Genomic DNA, 18,317 nt, shown 5'->3' with positions numbered 1-18,317 from the left:
CCGTATGACCCATATCGCCCTGCGCGATACACGAATCATCCGGTGTTTTTCTATCTCTGTTTTATGCCTGATAAACGATCTTCCCGCCACAGATGGTATACCGCACCTGCCCGGTCAGCTTTCTTCCCTTAAAGGGGGTGTTCACCGCCTTGGAGGCGAAATGCTCCGGTACCCATTCCTGATTTTCATCGAAAATCACCAGATCCGCCGGGGCTCCCGCTGCGACGCCCGGGAAGGGTAAATGGTACAACTTCGCCGGATTCCGGCTCATTTTCTCCATCAATTCCATCAGGGTCAGATGGCCAGGCTTCACCAGCTCTGTGATGCCAAGAGCCAGGGCCGTCTCCAGGCCGATGATGCCGCTTGGGGCCTCGGTCAGGGGCTTTGCCTTCTCCGCGACGCTGTGGGGCGCGTGATCGGTGGCAATCATATCAATGGTTCCGTCCTGGAGTCCCCGGATGACCGCCTGCCGATCTGCCTCCGTACGAAGGGGCGGATTCATCTTCGCCAGGGTTCCGTACTCCGGCACCGCGTCCTCAGTCAGGGTAAAATGATGGGGCGCTGCCTCCGCCGTCACCCGGGAGCCCCGGGCCTTGGAACGGCGCACAGCCTCCACAGCTCCCGCCGTGCTAATATGCTGGATATTTACTGCGGTTCCGGTCTCCTCTGCCAGGCGGCAGTCCTGCTCCACCATGGTAATCTCCGCTTCCGCCGGGGATCCGCCGATGCCGAGCTTTTCCGATATCCGGCCGCGGTTGATGCCGTTCTGGGCGATCAGGGCCGGATCCTCCTCATGGAGACTCACCGGCACCTGAAGGGCGTCTGCCTCCAGAAGAGCCCGGCGCAGAAGCTCCCGATCCAGAATGGGAATACCGTCGTCGGTGAAGCCCGCGGCTCCCTGGCGGCGCAGCTCCTGCATGTCTGTCAGCTCTTTTCCCTGCATGCCCTTTGTCACGGAAGCGCAGGCCAGCACATGGATGCCGGTATCCTTTCCCTGCTCCAGCACGTAACGGAGGGTCTCCGGATTGTCCGTCACCGGCCTGGTATTTGCCATGCAGACTACGGTGGTAAAACCGCCCGCTGCCGCCGCTGCCGCGCCTGTGTGGATATCCTCTTTATAGGTCAGTCCCGGGTCCCGGAAGTGTACATGCACGTCCACCAGTCCCGGCGCCACAGTCAGGCCTTCGGCCTCAATGATTTCTTCACAGCCGCTGAAGTCCAGTCCCTGTCCCATGGCTGCGATTTTTCCATCCTGAATCAGCAGATCTGCTGTTTTTTCTGTTCCTGTCGCCGGATCCAGAATCCGGCCTCCGCGAATCCCTGTCATTCTTTTTCTCCGTCCTTCGTCAGTGTCTTATTTGCGTATTCCACAAAGCTTGAGGTGGCGTCGTTCACGCTGTACTCTCCGTCCAGGATCTCGCCCAGCATCTGATACCAGTATACCCGCATCTCCTCGAAGCCATTTACCTTATTGTAATAAGTGCCGCTGTAGGGCATCAGGGCCTCGAATAACTGGGCCTCCTCATTGCCGCCGTATATGTCTCCCATGGAGGACCGCACCGGGAACGCGCCGCTTCGCACCACGTTTTCCACCGCCACGCTCTCATCATTACACAGGAAGTCGATGAGATAACGGGACGCCTGCTCCTTCTGCTCATCCTCTGTCCGGAATACGCAGAAGCCGTTCAGCATATATTCCAGGGAAGGCGTGCCGTCTGCGGACGGGTAGGGCATGACCACCACATTCACGCCGTTCTGGGCCAGAGCCTCCGCGTTGCTGATGGCCTGGGGCAGACTCCACAGCAGGCAGTAGGCGTTATTGCCCTCCACAAAGGAGGCCACCGCGTCCGCGCCTGCGGAACCGGATCCGTTCAGAATCCATCCCTTATCCATCCATTCTTTCACCTTGTTCAGGGCCTGGCGGTTCTCGTCGCTGTCCATGGTGTAAGCGGTCTCGTCCCCATTCATGAGGCTTCCGTCATAGAGGTTCGTCAGGAAGGAACGGGTGGCGTAGTCTCCGGCAATGCCGGAACAGAACAGCATACCGCTGTTGAAGCCGGAATTGTCCAGGCGCTCCAGCACCTGCTCGAAGGCCTCTGTGGTCCAGGTGCAGGCTCCCTCCCTGTTCATCAGCTCGATGGCTCCCGAATCCTCGATCATGGAACGGTTAAAGGCCATCACGTAGTTGGAACCGCTTAAGGGGTACATCACATACTGATCCCCGTTTTTGCAGGCATCCAGGATTCCTTCACTGACCACATCCGATGTCACATCTTCTGTAAACAGGTCGCCCAGATCGGAAAGCAGATCCCCTTTGGCGTAACCGCTGATGCGTCCCGGCTCATCCAGAAGCACATTGGGCAGCTCGCCGCCCTCTGCGTCGATGGCCGCCTGCAGCTGCTCCGGGCCGTCCGTATAGCTCAGTACCTTCAAGTTTACCTTGATATTCGGATACTTTTTGTTGAACCGGTCAATCAGACTCTGCTCGTAGGTTCCGTCCTCCTGCCCCTCGTCCTGTACAAAAATCGGATAGGTCCACCAGGAAATCTCCGCCGACAGATCCGACACCACTTCCTCCGTGGTCTCCGGCTCCGTGGTGGTCTCCTTCGTACTTTCTGTTACTTCTATATCGTCATCGCTCTTCTTTTTGCCTCCGCAGGCTGCCGTGGATACCAGCAGCGCTCCGCAGAGCCCCAGAGCGAGTCCCTTTTTCCAAAATTTCATTTGTGACATTCTTGAAAGCCTCCTCGATGCTCCTTTATCTCTGCTCATTCTAACATAGATACCGGCTGTGAACAAGTGGTAACAGTTGACAGCCTTTTCCATCATGCAGTAAAATGCTTGTGTATACCCTGCCGGGCATACTAATTTACGATGGGAGAACTATGAAATGAAACCACTGGAAGGAAGAAAGCGCCGCTTCGGCGACAGAAGGGACGGATTTCTCGTACGGAATCTGGATCCCATGGGGAAGCTGATTCCCTTTATCATGAAAAGTAAATCAGACAGCTGGGTGCTGTTTGAAGATCGCATCGATATTACCCATACCCAGGATTTTCTGCATACCATGCGGAAGACTGATCTTCCGGGACTGACTCTGTATCATATTATCTTCGCCGCCGTGGTCCGGGCCTATTCCCAGGTGCCGGAGCTGAACCGCTTTATCAAGGGCAGCAATATTTATGCCCGCAATGAAATGAAGGGCGCCATGGTGGTCATGAAAGGCATGCAGCGTGACAGCGAGCGTACCACCATTATGCCCCGCTTTGACATGGACGCGACCCTGCCCGAGGTGGCTTCAGGCATCGAGGCCCTGGCCAATCCCATTGACCGCACCAAGAAGGTCAGGGAGGATGAAAATAAGAACGATTTCGACAAGCTTCAGGTGGCTTTGAGCATTATTCCGAACTTCCTGATTTCCTTTGTGTTTACCCTTCTGCGTTTTCTGGACCGGTTCGGCTGGATTCCGAAGCAGGTCACGGACCTGAGCCCCTTCCACTCCAGCTTTTTTATCACCAATATGGGCTCCATCGGCATGCAGCCGGTGTACCATCACATCTATGAGTTCGGCACCCTCTCCATCTTCGGCGCCATCGGCAGCAAGGAGACGGTCCGGGAACTGGACCGCAATGGGGTCATGCAGCGAAAGACCTACCTGAACATGAAGTTCGTGGTAGACGAGCGTATCTGCGACGGCTTCATCTACGCTGTGGGCTTCAAGCACATCAAGACCGCCATCTCCAAGCCGGAGATCCTGATGGATCGGCCCAGACAGGTCATCCACGATCACATCGACTGACCGCGTCCCCGGCTGTCCGCCGGGCGCATAAAGTCCGCAGGGTGTTTATACCCTACGGACTTTTCAGATTATTATTGTATTACATCTTACTCTGATAGTTTTCCAACTGGTGAAAAATTCCAAGTACATTGACTACATTTCCATTTACATTGAAAATCACACTATAGCTCATACCCGAAACGATGGCTTCTCTGTAGTCCTTCTTCGCCAGATACGCATCTCTACATTCGGGAAATTGAAAAGGATTATCTTCTAATCTATCGTAAATATCATCTATCCCATTCAATAAATGCCCAGCTGCCTGCTTATTCTTCAAGCGGTAAATCAAATGATACACCAGATTATCAAGCAGCTCATTGGCATGTTCTGTAATATTCAAACTATAAGCCATATTTTGCCCTCGTCTCTCTGAGCGCTACCCTTGCATCTCGCACCTGTCCATTCTCCACCTGTTTTTCAGATATTTCAATATCCTTATACATGGTAAGCTGTCTCATTGTTGCTTCATAAATCTCCATACTCATAATAACCATATCTCCATAACCATTCTTTGTAACAAAAATCGGCTCCTCCATTTTGTGACACATATCGGAAATCTCTGCTGTATTTTTTAAATCTTTAATCGGAATTATCTGTGGCATAATTAGCACCTCCTTAATTATGGTATAATTATACCATAATTATATCTTTTTTCAACCTTTTTCATTTTCCATCTAAAACTATTTCTTCTTTCCAGTTTACCTCCCGTTGATGTCAGCGTTGATGTCAAACCGCATAAAAATAAGGGCATCCAAAAGCCTTAAAAGCCTTTGAATGCCCTTATTTCCTGCATAAGTGCGGATAACAGGACTTGAACCTGCACGGGGTTACCACCAGAACCTAAATCTGGCGCGTCTGCCAATTCCGCCATATCCGCATACCTCTGATAAATAAAAAGACCGAAAACCTTGAATTCACAAAATCTTCGATCCTTTTCATGAAGCATCCGGGATTCGAACCCGGGACAACTTGATTAAAAGTCAAGTGCTCTACCGACTGAGCTAATGCTCCTTATTCATGATAAAAACTGCGGAAGGTTTTGCATCCCACCCAACTGGGCTAACTGGATTCGAACCAGCGAATGCAGGAGTCAAAGTCCTGTGCCTTACCGCTTGGCGATAGCCCAAAATCTTGCTCTCGCAAAAGGGTGGATAAAGGGATTCGAACCCTTGGCCTCCAGAGCCACAATCTGGCGCGCTAACCAGCTGCGCTATACCCACCATATAAATTGCCAAGTAACCGGCCACTGCAAATCCGAAGATTCGCAAATGTGCTCGAAGGGATTCGAACCCCCGACCCACGGCTTAGAAGGCCGTTGCTCTATCCAACTGAGCTACGAACACACAAACTTCTCAAGTCCATCCGGACTGCTGCAAGAAGTGCAGCGGGTGATGGGAATCGAACCCACGTATCCAGCTTGGAAGGCTGGTGTTCTACCATTGAACTACACCCGCAAAGGTATAATCGGGGTGACAGGATTCGAACCTGCGACCTCCTGGTCCCAAACCAGGCGCTCTAGCCAAGCTGAGCCACACCCCGAAGCTGTTCACCGTCGCGTCTTTTTCGTGACGCACAATATATTCTACTGTATGTTTCCCGAAATGTCAACACCTTTTTTGACATTTTTTTATTTTTTTATCAGCGTCCGAAAAAGCCACAAAAAGCACCGGGAATTTCAGATTTTTTACAGATAATGGTGGGTAAAATGAGCAATTCCCGCCTCGTCCACCTCCATGATCAGATAGCTGGGCCTGCGTCCCTCCTGCCGAGGATAGGACAGACTGCCCGGATTCAGCACGATCACGCCATCCTTCTCATCCAGATACGGTCTGTGGGTATGCCCGAACATGGCGATTTGAAAGCCTCTGGCACGGGCCTCTTCCCGAAGCAGCTCCGGTCCCATGGAAATATAATAGTAATGGCCGTGGGTCAGCAATACCCGATACTTCCCGATGGAGAACTCCTCCTCCCGGGGCAGATCGGAAAAGAAATCGTTATTTCCGGCCACCATGTGTACCGGACAGCCGAACAGCTCCCGGATCTGCTTCTCGCTGCCCTCCACATCGCCGCAGTGTACCAGCATATCGATGGGCTTTTCCTGTTCCAGGACCTCCTTCAGATTTCCCAGTCTGCCATGGGTATCGCTCACAATCAGTACTTTCATCCTTTTCCCCCTTACAGAACCCCTTTCAGTTCTTCCTTCATGGCCCGAAGAGCCTTTCCTCTGTGGCTGATTTCATTCTTCTGCTCCATGCTCAGTTCTGCAGTAGAGCAATGATATTCCGGCACAAAAAAGATGGGATCATAACCGAAACCGCCCTCTCCCCGGGACTCCCAGCCGATGATACCCTCGATGGTTCCCCGGGTGGTGAAAGTCCGTCCATCCGGAAGCACCGCCGCGATCACGCAGACAAAGCGGGCGGTCCGCTTTTCCTCCGGCACACCCTCCAGCCGATCCAGAATTTTCTGATTCTTGATCTCGTAGGGCGTATCCTCGCCCAGATAACGAGCGGAATACACGCCCGGCTCCCCTCCCAGATAATCGATCTCCAGACCCGAATCATCCGCCAGCACCAGGGCGTCTGTCTGCTCCGCCACGGCCCGGGCCTTGATCAGGGCATTTTCCTCAAAAGTGGTTCCGTTTTCCTCCGCATGGGTCTCGATACCCGCTTCCTTCTGGGAAAGAATCTCCAAATCCGGGCTGCCGAGAATCTCCCGGATTTCCTTCATTTTTCCTGCGTTTCCTGTGGCAAATATCAGTTTCTTCATCTTTTCTCTCCTGTTTTCCATTCTCCTGTGTCTGCCTCATTGGCATAGACCTTCAGACACAGATTACTCTTCTGGGTGGTCTCCACCCGCTCCCAGTACAAAGCGCCATCCGCGCTGATATATCCTTCGCCGTCGCTCAGATCCACTGTATCCCGGAGCTCGTCGGAAGCATACTCCACCGCAATAGGATACTGGCTGTCCGGTGTGGTGATCTGCACCACCACCGCGAACCGGCCGCCCTCCTCCACCGTCACCGGCTCCGGAAGCTCTATGGTATAGTAGCCTGGGTACTGGAGATAGCCAGACTGCAGAATCTCCGCCCGGCCCAGTTCATTCTCGTCTGTGAACTCCGGCACCAGACTGATCCGGTACTCCGTATCCGGCCCGGTGGCGTAAAAACCCACCGCCCGAAGGCTCTGCCTGCCGGTAGCCTCGTACACATTGGCGAAGCTGGCCTTTTCTGTGTTATATCCGATCTGTCCGCACCAGCCGCACAGATCCGACTGATACAGCACATCGTAGTTGCCCGCGTCCTCCACCCCCGTGTAGGCCACGTTATCATTTCCAATATTCGTGTCATAGTAGGACACATAGAAGACTCCGTCCTCGCCGAAGCGGCTGCCCCAGCTGTTCTGGCAGATAAAGGCGCCGTCCCCGGTCACCGGCCTGTTGAAATATTCTGCGGGATAGTTATCATCCCAGCCGATGATGACCACATCGTGATTGGAGGCCTCCTGGCCCGTATAGCCGTAGCTGGCGTGGGCCTCATTATAATAAGCCGAATCCTGAGCGGGATCCGTAAAATCCATATACAGAGAGCTCTCCACGCCTCCGTAGAGATACACTGTCTGCTTGATGGCCTGATAGTCCTTGGCCCCGGGCATCCGCACCTGCTGCACATGACAGACCGCCGCCAGATCCTCCGGCGAAACTCCGTCCCCGTAAGGGTCGTCTGCCTCCGATACCGGTCCGGCCCAGGAAGTCAGATAGGCCACGGACATGATATAGGAGCCTCCCTCTTCCGTTCCCATTTTAAAATGATTATGGTAATTCAGATGGTCTCTGGAAAAATCCTGCTGCTCCTCCGGCATCAGGGCTGTCTCCAGCGCTGTCAGAGCCGCAAAGGCCCAACAGGTCCCGTGCTGCCCCTGATCCCGGACCGGGACGCTGCGCCCCTCCTCCCGATAATCATACCGCTTCGGAAGCTCCACCTCTTCCTTTTCCCGGACGATGGCCAGACTTTCAGCCGTCCTTTCCGTACGCTCCTCCAGCACGGATTCCACCAGCGCCGCGCCGCTCACGGGCTCCTCTGTGGGCTGGATATCCATATGCTGCACCGCCAGAAAACAGCCTGCTGCCAGTGACAGCAATATCAGTCTTCTTCCTGCTTTTTTCATACATCCTGCCGCGGTCTCCGGGGCGGCTTCGGTCCAGGAAACTGATAGAAATAAGTCTTCAACATTCCATTATAGATCTTGCGGTTCTTGGCCGCCTTCCGGCCCAGATACCGCTCCGCGTCCTCATAACCGGTAATCAGATACATGGACCAGTCATCCAACCGGTTATACGCCTCACCGATCTCCCGGTAAAGGGCCGGAAGGGCTTCCTTCTCCTCCAGACGTTCGCCGTAGGGCGGATTCGTGATCACAAAGCCATATTTTTTCGGATGGCGGAGCTCCGCCACCGGCCGCGCCTGAAAATGAATCAGATGATCTACGCCCGCCTCCCGGGCATTTTCCCGGGCTGCCTTCACCATATCCGGGTCGATATCATAGCCCTGAATATCTGTCTCGATATCATCCTGGATGAGATCATTTGCCTCTTCTACCGCATTGTACCAGAGCTTCCTGGGAATCAGGTTCTTCCAGTCCTCCGCCACGAACTCCCGGTTCATGCCCGGAGCGATGTGGGCTGCCATCATGGCTGCCTCGATGGGGAAGGTTCCGCAGCCGCAGAAGGGATCTACCAGAATCCGGTCCCCCTTCCAGGGCGTCAGCATGATCAGTGCGGAGGCCAGGGTCTCCGTAATGGGCGCTTTACTGGTCAGTCTCCGGTAACCCCTCTTATGCAGGGACACCCCGGAGGTATCCAGCCCCACCACCGCCTCGTCCTTTAAAAAGGTAATACGGATGGGATAAGAGGCTCCGTCCTCGCTGAACCAGGCTACGTTATATTTTGTCTTCAGCCGCTCCACCATGGCCTTTTTCACGATGGACTGAATATCCGAGGGGCTGAAAAGCTTACTTTTTACCGAGGTGGCCTTGGTCACCCAGAACTTTCCGTCCACAGGTATATAACGTTCCCAGGGAATGGCTTTGATTCCCTCAAACAGCTCGTCAAAGGTCTCCGCCTTAAACCGGCCCACCTGCAGCATCACCCTCTCCGCGGTCCGCAGGAAGATGTTCGCCCGGCACAGGGCGTCCATATCGCCGATAAAGGTCACCCGACCGTCCTCCACCAGACTCACGTCGTAGCCCAGATCCTGTATCTCTCGTTTCAGTACCGCCTCCAGGCCGAAATGGCAGGGCGCAAGAAATTCAAATGTCTCCATATAGTTTTCTGTTCTCCATTCAGACAGACGGCAGACACGGGAATCCCCGCGCATGCCGTCATGCATTCTACTTATAGTTTATCTTAATATGCCCTCTCTCCGCTGTCAATGTTTTTTCCCGTATAGCTCTCGGTGTTTCGTCCCTTATAGGCCTGAATGCCGCCCACCACCGTCAGAACCCGATAGCCCCTGGCGCTCAGCTCTCTGGCCGCCCTCATGCTGGTACTGCCCCGTTCACAGTACAGTACCAGCGTCTGATTCTGGAGAAAGCGCACCCGCTCCTCCAGATATTCATAGGGAATGCAGACCGCGCCCTTCAGATGCCGTCTGCGAAACTCCCGCGGTTCCCGTATGTCAATCACCGAAAATCCGTCCCGGAACAGATATCCGTCCAGCTCCCGGGGCGATATGGTTCCGAATTCCATCTTCTCCCCCTCAGATCCGTGGTCTGCTTTATCCTATGCCTGGAAAGCCCGTCCGGTGACAGGCAAAAGCCCCCGGGAGCTTCACGTCCCCGGGGGCTTTTCTTTTCTGATTTTCTGACGACTCTGTTTTAATAATTACAGTTTTCCGACTCATTCTGCGCGTTCCTGGAATTCTTCGCGGAGCTCTTGGATTTGGAAGAGCTCTTGCTGCTCTTGGAAGAATTCTTTGCGGAACTCATATCGGTGTAATTTTTGCTCTCGCTGCTGTTTTTCGTATCACTGTAATTTGCCATGATCACTGCCTCCTTGAGAAATGTATTGGATTTACACTTCTAGTATGGCAGGACGCGGGCAAATTATGTTTCCATTTTCTTCATGTAGTTCTGCATGCAGTTCCGCATTTACCAGCGGTCTCCGAAGAGCACCAGAAGCAGGCGCACCAGGAATACCACGATCAGGATCGGAACCAGAACCGGCAGTACCACCGAAAGGATTCCGGTAATCAGGGCCACTATCAGCACCAGAATGGCGATCAGCACCACGGTCACCAGAAGCTTTCCGTACCAGGTGTTAAAATTAAACTTTTTATACTTGATATCGATACCGCCCTCGTCGTTGAACTCCGCGTGGAAGCCCTTCTGTTCCTCCGGCTCCTTTTCATAATAGCCGTAGGCCGGGCCGTCCTGACAGGAAGCGTCTCCCTGGGTATCCACGATGGTTCTGGCGATCAGTCTGGGATCTCCCAGACTGTCCAGCACCTCTTTTTCACTTTTTCCCGAAGCAATTTCCTGGGATATATAATCCTGATAATAACGCACATTGTCTTCCACGACGGCCGGAGATACCTCTCCTGTCAATGCTGCCCGCAGCGTGCTTACAAATTCATTCCTGTCCATCTGCCTCACCTCTGTCCTTTTTCTTCTTCCGCCTCTTTTTTATGAGCACCACCACAGCCAACAAAACGACCGCCAGCGCACCCAGCAGAATCACAAAGAGCTTTCCGCCCGGTTCCTCTGTGACGCAGAAGGTGATCTCAGCGCTGTCCGCGTTGAAGACCAGATAGCTTCCATCTTTCTGATAAGAGATCTTTTTCCAGCTGCCGTCCTCGTTCAGACGATACAGTCCCGGCTTTCCCTTCATCTCCGGCGCGATAAACCGCAGCTTATAGCTGGTATCGTCTGTCAGAACCGGATCCCGCAGGGTGGAGGTCCACTGCTCCAGCACACGTCCCCTGGTAGGTACGTTGCCGGTATCCTCCTCGGCCTCTGCCAGTACCAGCTTGGCGTCCAGACTGAAGGTACCCTCTGCCAGCAGGGTGGAGTGAGCCAGATCCCGCATCTGATCGCTGGCCACCGCCGTGGATTCTGTGGTGTACAGTACATTCAGATCCTTGGAAAATGTCATGTGGGACAGATCTGCCTCTTCCCATTTTCCATTATACCCGTCTTTTTTCGGAATATCCGGGTACTCCACATCGGAGAGATCATCGCCATACTCAAAGGAAACGGTCTTAAGCACCTCGCCGTCGGCCACAAACCGAAGTTCAAAGTTCAGGAAGGCTGCGGGAATACCTCCGGTGGCAGCCACCGTATCAAAGTCCACCGGCTCTGCCTTGCTGCCATAGCTGATTCCGTCCACGCCGCCGAAATCGTCACCTACGAACCGGTTGCCGGACAGGGTTCCGTCCCCGTCCCAGTCGCCTGCGATGGCTCCCATGTATTCGTCCGCTTTGGTGACCTCGATCAGGCTGTAGCAGTCCCGGATATCCTTACCCCAGCCTGCGATGCCTCCCACATAATTGCCGCCCTCCAGGGTACACTTGGCATAGGACTGGCGAATCAGGGATACGGAGTATCCTGCGATGCCTCCCACGTAATTACCGTTTGTGCTCAGGACACTTCCGTAGCTTTCGCTGCCTACCACCAGGCCCAGCGCCATGTTTCCGGCGATACCGCCGGCATTATCCTTTTTAGAAGTGACTTCACCCTGATTTACGCAGTTCTGGATGATCGCCCTGGTCTTTAAGGTAAAGTTCAGGCTGTCGCTGCCCACCTTGGTGATATCGTCCTCCGGATCCAGATCATACTCGATGGCCATGGAACCAGCGATACCGCCCACGTTCACATCGCCCTCCACCTCTCCGCTATTCCGGCAGGCGTATGCCTTTCCACGGGTGGTCTTTTCGATCTCCTCGTCGGATACGTCCACGATCCGATCCTCCAGGGAATCGGACTCGTCATTGGTGGACACGATATCCAGCATGGAGTTCATCACATTCTGGAACTGATCGTTGATTCCGCGGAAGTCGTCCACCATATCCGAAGTCATATCGGACAGGTTATCTCCCAGCCGCTCCAGCTGATGGGAAATGCCTCCCACCGCCGCGTACAGCCGGTCTCCCTCTTCCCGGTAGCCGTCTCCCAGGGTATCAAAGGACAGATCCACCTTCGACAAATCGCCACCCAGCTGCTCCAGATTCTTCCGCAGGCTCTGCAGGGCCTTCTGAATATCATCCGCAGACTTCTGCAGTGCGTCCACTGCGTTCTGTAGCGCATCCTTCACATCCTGATTGTTCATCAGCTCCTGCAGTTCCTGCAGGGCCTGATTCAGTTCGCCGGAAGCCTCGTTCAGGGCGCTCACCGCGTCAGTCAGCTTACTGATGGCCTCTGTAGTGTTGCCATTCTGATAGGCATCGATGGCCTCCTGCAGGTCTTCGGTGGCCTCCGTCAGCTTAGAAGAAGCATTGGTCAGGTGCTTTTGAATGGAATTGATCTCATCCGTATGACCTGCAATGGTATCCAGAATATTCTTCACAGCCTGGATAGCGTCCTGGGCTGCGCCGGAGATATCCTGAAGGTCTTTGGACAATACCGTCAGATCCTCCAGCACCTGCTTGGTGGAAGCGGCTGCCTGATTCACCTTCTGAAGGTTGCTGTCCGCCCACTTGGTGGTCTTATCCGCCAGTGCCTTGGAGCTGTCCTTGGCTGTGTCCGCATAGTCGGAAATCTTATCCATCCGTCCCGAAATATCCGAACGGGAATCGTCCATATGGCTCAGAGCCGTATCCACCAGATCGCTTAGTTTATTGATCTGCCCCCGGAGCGTCTCGATCTTATCCTCGTCAAAGTGAAGCTGCAGATCGGGAGCCATCTGTCCCACGATACCACCCACGTCCTTCCGGCCCTGGATGTCGCCCTGGTTCTGGTTTCCGCTTAAATATCCCTCCGAACGTCCGGCGATACCGCCCACGTTATAGCCAATATGGGAATAGCCGACAGCCGCCTGATTGGAAGAATTCTGAATGCTTCCGGAGGAGTAACCGCAGACACCGCCGGTGTCTGTGGTGGTGTTCACGACCTCGGTTTTATCCTTCTGGTCATTGGTCAGCTGCTTCAGATCCGTGTCCAGATTCACATTCAGGCTCTGGGAGCTTCCCTTTTCTTCATAGTCTCCCGTATTGATCTCCGCGCTGTTGGTACAGCCCATGACCTGGCCCAGGTTTCTGCCTGTCACGCCGCCGGTGCTGTGGGTTCCGGTGATCGTACCGGACACTGCGGAATTGTAGATAGAACCGCTGGCCTCATTGATACCGGCGATGCCGCCCACATTGGTTTCTCCTTCAATGGTTCCTGCGAAGGTGCAGGAGGAAATCGCGCCGCTGTTGCTTCCGGCGATACCTCCGATATTCTTTCCGGTTCCCGTGGGGCTTAAGATTCCCTCCACCCGAAGGTTCCTTACCACTGCTCCTTCCTGTATGTAACGGAAGAAGCCCTCGGTGGAACCATCCTTTGTATAGCTCAGACCTGAAATGGTGTGTCCGCCGCCGTCAAAGGTTCCTCCAAAGATGGGAATCGACGTAAAATCAGAATCCGTCAGATCCAGATCCGCCGTCAGGGTCACCGTCTTTCCCTGGGACCAGGTATCCAGCTTGCAGTTCTTAGCCAGCCCTTCCAGATCCTCCACGCTTGCAATCGTAATATTCCCGCCGTCCGCATATACCGGTACGCCGTGAGAAAAGGCCAGGGACAGCGTCATCACAGCCGCCAGAAAGAAGCTCGCTGCATGTCTCATTTTACCAGTCATCTTCTTCATCCTCCTCTTCATCCAGTTTCTTAATCTGCTTCACATCCACCATCGCGTCGATATCGCCGTCTACCACGCCGTGAATCTCCGCGTCAATCTGGCCGGAAATATAACCCCGCACACGGCCGTCCACATGTACCTTGCCGCTGACGCTGTGGGTCCGCTCCGGGTACTTGATATTGAATCTGGTGCGCTCCAGAATGTTGTCACCCAGAATCAGGATGGCCGGAAGGATGGCCATTACCAGAAACATGGAAATGATCGTACCACGGCCCAGACATACGCCGATGCCGTAAATGGCCGGATTCGTCGTAATCAATGCAATCAGCACGCCTGCCGTCGCCAGGATAGCGCCGGAGGTGATAATGGTCGGGAACGCCTGGTTCAGCGTTGTAATAATCGCCTCTTTTATCGGCATTTCCTTCTTCAGCTCCGTATAACGGTTCGCGATAACGATGGCGTAGTCGATATTCGCACCCATCTGAATGGAGCTTACTACCAGGTAGCCCAGGAAGAACAGCGGCGTACCTGACAGATAGGGCACAGAGAAGTTGATCCAGATACTGCCCTGAATCACAATAATCAGCAGAATCGGCATACCCACGGACTGGAAGGTAAACAAAAGAACGATGATAACAAACAACGCCGAGAGGATACTGATCATCAGGTTATCCTGGCTGAAGCTGCTGGACAGGTCGTAATCGCTGGTAGAATTACCCACCAGATAAATCTCCGCGTCCTCACCGTATTCCTCCTCTGCCACCTGCCGGATGGTACTCAGAAAATCAAATGTCTCCTGATCCTCCTCAGGCAGATTCAGGCTGATCAGCATTCGGGTATATTTTTCACTCTGGAGCTGATCCTGGCCCTTGGTCAGCTGGTCGTGCAGATCATTCAAATCATCCACCTGATCCTGATCCAGATTCACATAATCCAGATGGTCATACGCAAACAGGAACATATCCAGCAGCGGCACGCCATAGCCGTCCAGATTGTTGATGATGTGACCGTATTCTTCATTGTCTACCGCATAGGCCGAATAGATCATCCGCGCCTGCTCAATATCCATATCTGTCATCTCGGCAAACTGTCGGGGAGTCAGGGAATCCGTCAGCATATATGTGTCTGATTTTTTGGAACTGCCGCCGTCCTCATCCTCGTCGTCCATGGATACCTCGATATTGGAAAGTCCCGTGGTGTAGTCCACCTGGTCGTAGGTTTCCAGCTTCTCCAGAACCGCCTTCTCTTTATCATAATGACCGGATGGAACGATCAGCGCCATGATATTCGTGTCGCCGAAGGTTTTCTTGATCTTCTTCTCCTCCAGCTGCGTCTCACTCTGATTCAGCGTATCAATGTTATTCTGGCTGAACACGTAAGGGCATTTATTGGAAAAATAGCAGCCGAATACGATAGCCACCACAAAGATCGGCATCAGCAGCGGATAGATCTTCGTAATGAGTTTACCCCATCCATTGATCTCCGGAATGAATTTCCGATGATGGGTGCGGTCAATCCATTTGCTGAAAAGCATCAGCAGTCCCGGCATCAGGGTAAATACCACGATCATACTGAAGATAACTGCCTTAATCAACACGCGGCCCAGGTCGAAGCCGATCTGGAAGTGCATGAACATCATGGCCAGCAGACCTGACATGGTAGTCAGGGAGCTGGAGGAAATCTCGATGATGGCCTTGCTCAGTGCAGTAATGCAGGCCTCTCTGGGTTCCAGATTCTCCCGCTCCTCGCTGAACCGATGGCACATGATAATGGCGTAGTCGATGGATAAGCCCAGCTGCAGGATCGAACAGACGGAATTGCTGACGAATGAGATTTCGCCAAATATGAAGTTCGTTCCCTGATTCAGGATAATGGCCGCGCCAAAGGTAAGTAAAAGTACCGGGATCTCCGCATAAGTCTGTGACGTAATCAGCAATACGATAATAATGATGACGATTACGATACCCATGATTACGTTGATCTCCTGGGCCAGGGTCACGGACATATCATTGCCCACCTCTCCTGCCACGGACACATCGTAATCTGACAACAGACTTTTGATATCATCCAGAGCCTGCACGCTCACATCACTCTCTGCCTCGTCGGTGTAAGTGATGGAATACAGGGCGTTGGTTCCCTTGAAATGGTCCTCGCTATCGTCGAACTCCACCTGATCCACGCCCTTGACAGCCTCGATCTGATCCACCAGGGCCTCCGCCTGGGGATATGTAATATTGGAAATCATGATACGTGAGGTTCCATAGGTAATGAAATTCTTATCCATAATATCCAGGCCCTGCCGGGTCTCGGTGGTCTCCGGCAGATAATCGGTCAGCTCGTTATCCACCTTTACCCAGGATTTTGCGAAAATACTGAAGATAAACGCCGCCACATAAATCAGGAAAAACAGATTGCGCTTATCCACAATAAAAGTGGCGATTTTCTCCATGGGATTCTTTTTCTGCTTCTTTTCTTCCATAATAGAATTCTCCTCTGCTCCTCTGTCTACAACTCTTCAAATCGTTTCACGAGAAATTCTGTCATTTCTTCCATGGACTGTTTGCTGCTGTCCAGATAAACATCATAGCTCTCCGGATCGCTCCAGTCCTTTCCTGTATGGAACTCATAGTATTTTCTGCGATCTTTATCGACCTTTTTAATCAGGGCCTCCGCCTCTTTCTCTGTGATACCCTTCTGCTCCATCTTACGCTCAATGCACGCTTCCATGGGCGCAGACACAAAGACGCTTAAAACCTTTGCGTCAGTCCGTTCCCGCAGAATATAATCCGCACAGCGTCCGATGATCACCGCGTCCGTCTTTTTGGAAATATGGCGGATCACATCTCCCTGGAGCTTAAACAAAGCCTCCTGCAGAGACGCCCCCTTCGGCACATGCTTATTACCTCCGGTGACCATCTCGTACATCCAGGGATTATGCTTTTTCTCATCAAAACGGGCCAGATAGGACTCTGCCAGATCTCCACGCTCTGCCGCCATGGAAATCAGATTCTGGTCGAAAAATGGCACGCCCAGCCGCTCTGCCACACGCTCTCCCAGTTCCCGGCCGCCGCTTCCCAGCTGCCTTCCGATTGTCAGTATCTTATGTGCCATAGTGCCTTCCTCCCGATCTCAAAAATCCAGTATTTTATATCCTCTTAACACTCTGCTTATATTATATAGCAAACTCCTGTGAAAATAACAATACACACTTTCCCGGATAATGTTACCTTTTTATTCGTTACAGCCCTATTATAACCGGACATAATGAAAAAAGGAACTCTGATTTCTCAGAATTCCTTTTTCTTCAGCGTGGGCGAGAGGATTCGAACCCCCGACCTTTTGGTCCGTAGCCAAACGCTCTATCCAGCTGAGCTACGCCCACATTTCAGTCATTCACAAGTACTGTTTCTTGACTGCCTGATTATAATATCATATCCATGAACAGAATGCAAGTACTTTTTTTAATTTTTTTAGTAGCTTTTTTTAGTAGCAGGTGCATCAGACCGGTGCAAAACTTTGGATTTTGTATAAAAAAGAATGTGCCGTTGGCACATTCTCGCGCTGAGGCGCGGTTGCCTTGGCAACCATCTACCACTGCGCCGAGTGCGCATCTTTGCAAGCCCTGCTTGCTTTTATGGAATAGGGAATTCTATCGGAATTTCCTATTCCATAAGAAAAGAGCTCGATTCTCAGAGAATCAAGCTCTTTCTTCATGCCGGCAACCGGAATCGAACCGGTACGGGATGTTAGTCCCGCAGGATTTTAAGTCCTGTGCGTCTGCCAGTTCCGCCATGCCGGCATATGCACTAGCAGTGCAAACGACCCGAATGGGACTCGAACCCACGACCTCCGCCGTGACAGGGCGGCGCTCTAACCAACTGAGCCATCGGGCCATATGAAATTATAAGGTTTACTTTTTAAAAGTGGACCCACGGGGACTCGAACCCAGGACCGACCGGTTATGAGCCGGTTGCTCTAACCAACTGAGCTATGGGTCCGTAAATGACTCCTACGGGAATCGAACCCGTGTTACCGCCGTGAAAGGGCGATGTCTTAACCGCTTGACCAAGGAGCCTTAGCTATGATGCCCCTCAGGGCCTTACACTACAGAACGTAAAATGTCCTGAACGTTAAATATGTTATCATACTTTGCATGTTTTTGCAAGAGCAGAATTCATATTTTTACAGAAAAAAAGAACTGCTAAACCCGATTAGCAGTTCTTTCAGCTCCCCGAGTAGGGCTCGAACCTACGACATTTCGGTTAACAGCCGAACGCTCTACCACTGAGCTATCGAGGAATAAGGTATTGTACCTTCAAAACTATATACTGCATATCTTTTAGACATTTTCTATCCTATGACGCTTCGCGAAGAGTTGCGACTTCTTTCATTTACGAAAGCGGTCATTCGGAATCCGCTTCGCTTCTTCCTCATGTCCTTTGCTTCGCAAATGTCCATCCGTCTGTCCTGTTCCGCCTCAGAGTGCAAGCACTCTTCGTCTTCACAGCCCAGCCGTCTGGCCGCTTTCTCCGCTCTTGGTCAAGCCCTCGACCTATTAGTAACAGTCAGCTCCATGTGTTACCACACTTCCACCTCTGCCCTATCTACCTTGTCGTCTTCAAGGGGTCTTACTTCTTTCGAATGGGATATC

Annotated in this window: 15 protein-coding genes, 13 tRNA genes and 1 rRNA gene; 1 reads left to right on the top strand and 28 read right to left on the bottom strand. The window is 52.7% G+C overall.

Annotation, left to right across the window (positions count from 1 at the left end; genetic code table 11):
* Positions 1–61 precede the first annotated feature (61 nt).
* Both H8S44_RS02700 and H8S44_RS02695 read right to left on the bottom strand, forming a co-directional pair.
* Positions 62–1,327, bottom strand: a complete 1,266-nt coding sequence (locus H8S44_RS02700; RefSeq protein ID WP_186873376.1) for a dihydroorotase — start codon at positions 1,325–1,327, stop codon at positions 62–64.
* The gene (locus H8S44_RS02695) at positions 1,324–2,733 is read right to left on the bottom strand and encodes an ABC transporter substrate-binding protein (RefSeq protein ID WP_186873377.1); all 1,410 of its coding nucleotides are present in this window, start codon (positions 2,731–2,733) and stop codon (positions 1,324–1,326) included. Before H8S44_RS02695 ends, H8S44_RS02700 begins: the two co-directional genes overlap by 4 nt.
* 157 nt (positions 2,734–2,890) lie before the next feature.
* On the opposite strand from H8S44_RS02695, the gene H8S44_RS02690 reads away from it, so the two are divergent.
* Positions 2,891–3,799, top strand: a complete 909-nt coding sequence (locus H8S44_RS02690) for a hypothetical protein (RefSeq protein WP_186873378.1) — start codon at positions 2,891–2,893, stop codon at positions 3,797–3,799.
* 79 nt (positions 3,800–3,878) lie between these two features.
* Here the strand turns inward: H8S44_RS02690 and H8S44_RS02685 are convergent, their stop codons facing one another.
* The 26 genes from H8S44_RS02685 to H8S44_RS02560 all read right to left on the bottom strand — a co-directional run.
* A complete protein-coding gene (locus tag H8S44_RS02685; RefSeq protein WP_186873379.1) occupies positions 3,879–4,190 on the bottom strand; it encodes a type II toxin-antitoxin system RelE/ParE family toxin in 312 nt (103 codons plus the stop codon).
* Entirely contained in the window at positions 4,180–4,440 is a 261-nt protein-coding gene (locus tag H8S44_RS02680) for a type II toxin-antitoxin system Phd/YefM family antitoxin (RefSeq protein WP_178039397.1), read from the bottom strand. The genes H8S44_RS02685 and H8S44_RS02680 overlap by 11 nt, the downstream gene beginning before the upstream one ends.
* A gap of 194 nt (positions 4,441–4,634) precedes the next feature.
* Positions 4,635–4,715: transfer RNA gene (locus H8S44_RS02675), tRNA-Leu, on the bottom strand.
* 61 nt (positions 4,716–4,776) lie between these two features.
* A tRNA-Lys gene (locus H8S44_RS02670) sits at positions 4,777–4,849 on the bottom strand.
* A gap of 43 nt (positions 4,850–4,892) precedes the next feature.
* Positions 4,893–4,964, bottom strand: a tRNA-Gln gene (locus H8S44_RS02665).
* A 20-nt stretch (positions 4,965–4,984) separates the two neighbouring features.
* A tRNA-His gene (locus H8S44_RS02660) sits at positions 4,985–5,058 on the bottom strand.
* A 49-nt stretch (positions 5,059–5,107) separates the two neighbouring features.
* Positions 5,108–5,181 (bottom strand) — tRNA-Arg (locus H8S44_RS02655).
* 40 nt (positions 5,182–5,221) lie between these two features.
* Positions 5,222–5,292: transfer RNA gene (locus tag H8S44_RS02650), tRNA-Gly, on the bottom strand.
* A gap of 10 nt (positions 5,293–5,302) precedes the next feature.
* Positions 5,303–5,377, bottom strand: a tRNA-Pro gene (locus H8S44_RS02645).
* A gap of 145 nt (positions 5,378–5,522) precedes the next feature.
* Positions 5,523–6,002 (bottom strand): metallophosphoesterase family protein, encoded by a 480-nt coding sequence (locus H8S44_RS02640; protein WP_186873380.1) that lies wholly within the window; start codon positions 6,000–6,002, stop codon positions 5,523–5,525.
* Positions 6,003–6,013: 11 nt separating this feature from the next.
* Entirely contained in the window at positions 6,014–6,607 is a 594-nt protein-coding gene (locus tag H8S44_RS02635; protein WP_186873381.1) for an XTP/dITP diphosphatase, read from the bottom strand.
* The gene (locus tag H8S44_RS02630; RefSeq protein WP_186873382.1) at positions 6,604–8,004 is read right to left on the bottom strand and encodes a lectin like domain-containing protein; all 1,401 of its coding nucleotides are present in this window, start codon (positions 8,002–8,004) and stop codon (positions 6,604–6,606) included. Before H8S44_RS02630 ends, H8S44_RS02635 begins: the two co-directional genes overlap by 4 nt.
* Positions 8,001–9,158 carry a THUMP domain-containing class I SAM-dependent RNA methyltransferase gene (locus H8S44_RS02625; RefSeq protein ID WP_186873383.1) on the bottom strand — a complete coding sequence of 386 codons (1,158 nt, stop codon included), beginning with the start codon at positions 9,156–9,158 and terminating at the stop codon, positions 8,001–8,003. The genes H8S44_RS02630 and H8S44_RS02625 overlap by 4 nt, the downstream gene beginning before the upstream one ends.
* An 83-nt stretch (positions 9,159–9,241) precedes the next feature.
* A complete protein-coding gene (locus H8S44_RS02620) occupies positions 9,242–9,583 on the bottom strand; it encodes a rhodanese-like domain-containing protein (RefSeq protein ID WP_186873384.1) in 342 nt (113 codons plus the stop codon).
* Between the two features lie 128 nt (positions 9,584–9,711).
* A complete protein-coding gene (locus tag H8S44_RS02615; protein WP_186873385.1) occupies positions 9,712–9,876 on the bottom strand; it encodes a hypothetical protein in 165 nt (54 codons plus the stop codon).
* Positions 9,877–9,984: 108 nt separating this feature from the next.
* Positions 9,985–10,479 carry a DUF1700 domain-containing protein gene (locus H8S44_RS02610; RefSeq protein WP_186873386.1) on the bottom strand — a complete coding sequence of 165 codons (495 nt, stop codon included), beginning with the start codon at positions 10,477–10,479 and terminating at the stop codon, positions 9,985–9,987.
* The gene (locus H8S44_RS02605; RefSeq protein WP_186873387.1) at positions 10,466–13,666 is read right to left on the bottom strand and encodes a GLUG motif-containing protein; all 3,201 of its coding nucleotides are present in this window, start codon (positions 13,664–13,666) and stop codon (positions 10,466–10,468) included. Before H8S44_RS02605 ends, H8S44_RS02610 begins: the two co-directional genes overlap by 14 nt.
* Positions 13,656–16,145: an efflux RND transporter permease subunit gene (locus H8S44_RS02600; RefSeq protein ID WP_186873388.1), complete on the bottom strand. Its 2,490-nt coding sequence runs from the start codon at positions 16,143–16,145 to the stop codon at positions 13,656–13,658. Before H8S44_RS02600 ends, H8S44_RS02605 begins: the two co-directional genes overlap by 11 nt.
* A 26-nt stretch (positions 16,146–16,171) precedes the next feature.
* A complete protein-coding gene (locus tag H8S44_RS02595; protein WP_186873389.1) occupies positions 16,172–16,777 on the bottom strand; it encodes a cytidylate kinase-like family protein in 606 nt (201 codons plus the stop codon).
* Positions 16,778–16,974: 197 nt separating this feature from the next.
* Positions 16,975–17,048, bottom strand: a tRNA-Arg gene (locus tag H8S44_RS02590).
* Between the two features lie 331 nt (positions 17,049–17,379).
* A tRNA-Leu gene (locus tag H8S44_RS02585) sits at positions 17,380–17,465 on the bottom strand.
* Between the two features lie 20 nt (positions 17,466–17,485).
* Positions 17,486–17,559: transfer RNA gene (locus H8S44_RS02580), tRNA-Asp, on the bottom strand.
* A gap of 31 nt (positions 17,560–17,590) precedes the next feature.
* Positions 17,591–17,664 (bottom strand) — tRNA-Ile (locus tag H8S44_RS02575).
* Positions 17,665–17,669: 5 nt separating this feature from the next.
* A tRNA-Glu gene (locus tag H8S44_RS02570) sits at positions 17,670–17,741 on the bottom strand.
* 152 nt (positions 17,742–17,893) lie between these two features.
* Positions 17,894–17,965: transfer RNA gene (locus tag H8S44_RS02565), tRNA-Asn, on the bottom strand.
* Positions 17,966–18,201: 236 nt separating this feature from the next.
* Positions 18,202–18,317: ribosomal RNA gene (locus H8S44_RS02560) — 23S ribosomal RNA — on the bottom strand; the annotation flags it as partial.

This window comes from Anaerosacchariphilus hominis, assembly GCF_014290175.1.
Classification (GTDB): Bacteria; Bacillota; Clostridia; order Lachnospirales; family Lachnospiraceae; genus Laedolimicola; species Laedolimicola hominis.
Note: the sequence above shows the minus strand (reverse complement) of the source record. Positions and strands in the feature narration are given on the sequence as shown.

Bases quoted from the DNA above. Each gene is read 5' to 3' on its own strand.
- H8S44_RS02595 (WP_186873389.1), bottom strand. From the start codon at position 16,777: ATGGCACATAAGATACTGACAATCGGAAGGCAGCTGGGAAGCGGCGGC.
- H8S44_RS02630 (WP_186873382.1), bottom strand. From the start codon at position 8,004: ATGAAAAAAGCAGGAAGAAGACTGATATTGCTGTCACTGGCAGCAGGC.
- H8S44_RS02615 (WP_186873385.1), bottom strand. From the start codon at position 9,876: ATGGCAAATTACAGTGATACGAAAAACAGCAGCGAGAGCAAAAATTAC.
- H8S44_RS02600 (WP_186873388.1), bottom strand. From the start codon at position 16,145: ATGGAAGAAAAGAAGCAGAAAAAGAATCCCATGGAGAAAATCGCCACT.
- H8S44_RS02610 (WP_186873386.1), bottom strand. From the start codon at position 10,479: ATGGACAGGAATGAATTTGTAAGCACGCTGCGGGCAGCATTGACAGGA.
- H8S44_RS02620 (WP_186873384.1), bottom strand. From the start codon at position 9,583: ATGGAATTCGGAACCATATCGCCCCGGGAGCTGGACGGATATCTGTTC.
- H8S44_RS02625 (WP_186873383.1), bottom strand. From the start codon at position 9,158: ATGGAGACATTTGAATTTCTTGCGCCCTGCCATTTCGGCCTGGAGGCG.
- H8S44_RS02635 (WP_186873381.1), bottom strand. From the start codon at position 6,607: ATGAAGAAACTGATATTTGCCACAGGAAACGCAGGAAAAATGAAGGAA.
- H8S44_RS02685 (WP_186873379.1), bottom strand. From the start codon at position 4,190: ATGGCTTATAGTTTGAATATTACAGAACATGCCAATGAGCTGCTTGAT.
- H8S44_RS02605 (WP_186873387.1), bottom strand. From the start codon at position 13,666: ATGACTGGTAAAATGAGACATGCAGCGAGCTTCTTTCTGGCGGCTGTG.
- H8S44_RS02695 (WP_186873377.1), bottom strand. From the start codon at position 2,733: ATGTCACAAATGAAATTTTGGAAAAAGGGACTCGCTCTGGGGCTCTGC.
- H8S44_RS02690 (WP_186873378.1), top strand. From the start codon at position 2,891: ATGAAACCACTGGAAGGAAGAAAGCGCCGCTTCGGCGACAGAAGGGAC.
- H8S44_RS02640 (WP_186873380.1), bottom strand. From the start codon at position 6,002: ATGAAAGTACTGATTGTGAGCGATACCCATGGCAGACTGGGAAATCTG.
- H8S44_RS02680 (WP_178039397.1), bottom strand. From the start codon at position 4,440: ATGCCACAGATAATTCCGATTAAAGATTTAAAAAATACAGCAGAGATT.
- H8S44_RS02700 (WP_186873376.1), bottom strand. From the start codon at position 1,327: ATGACAGGGATTCGCGGAGGCCGGATTCTGGATCCGGCGACAGGAACA.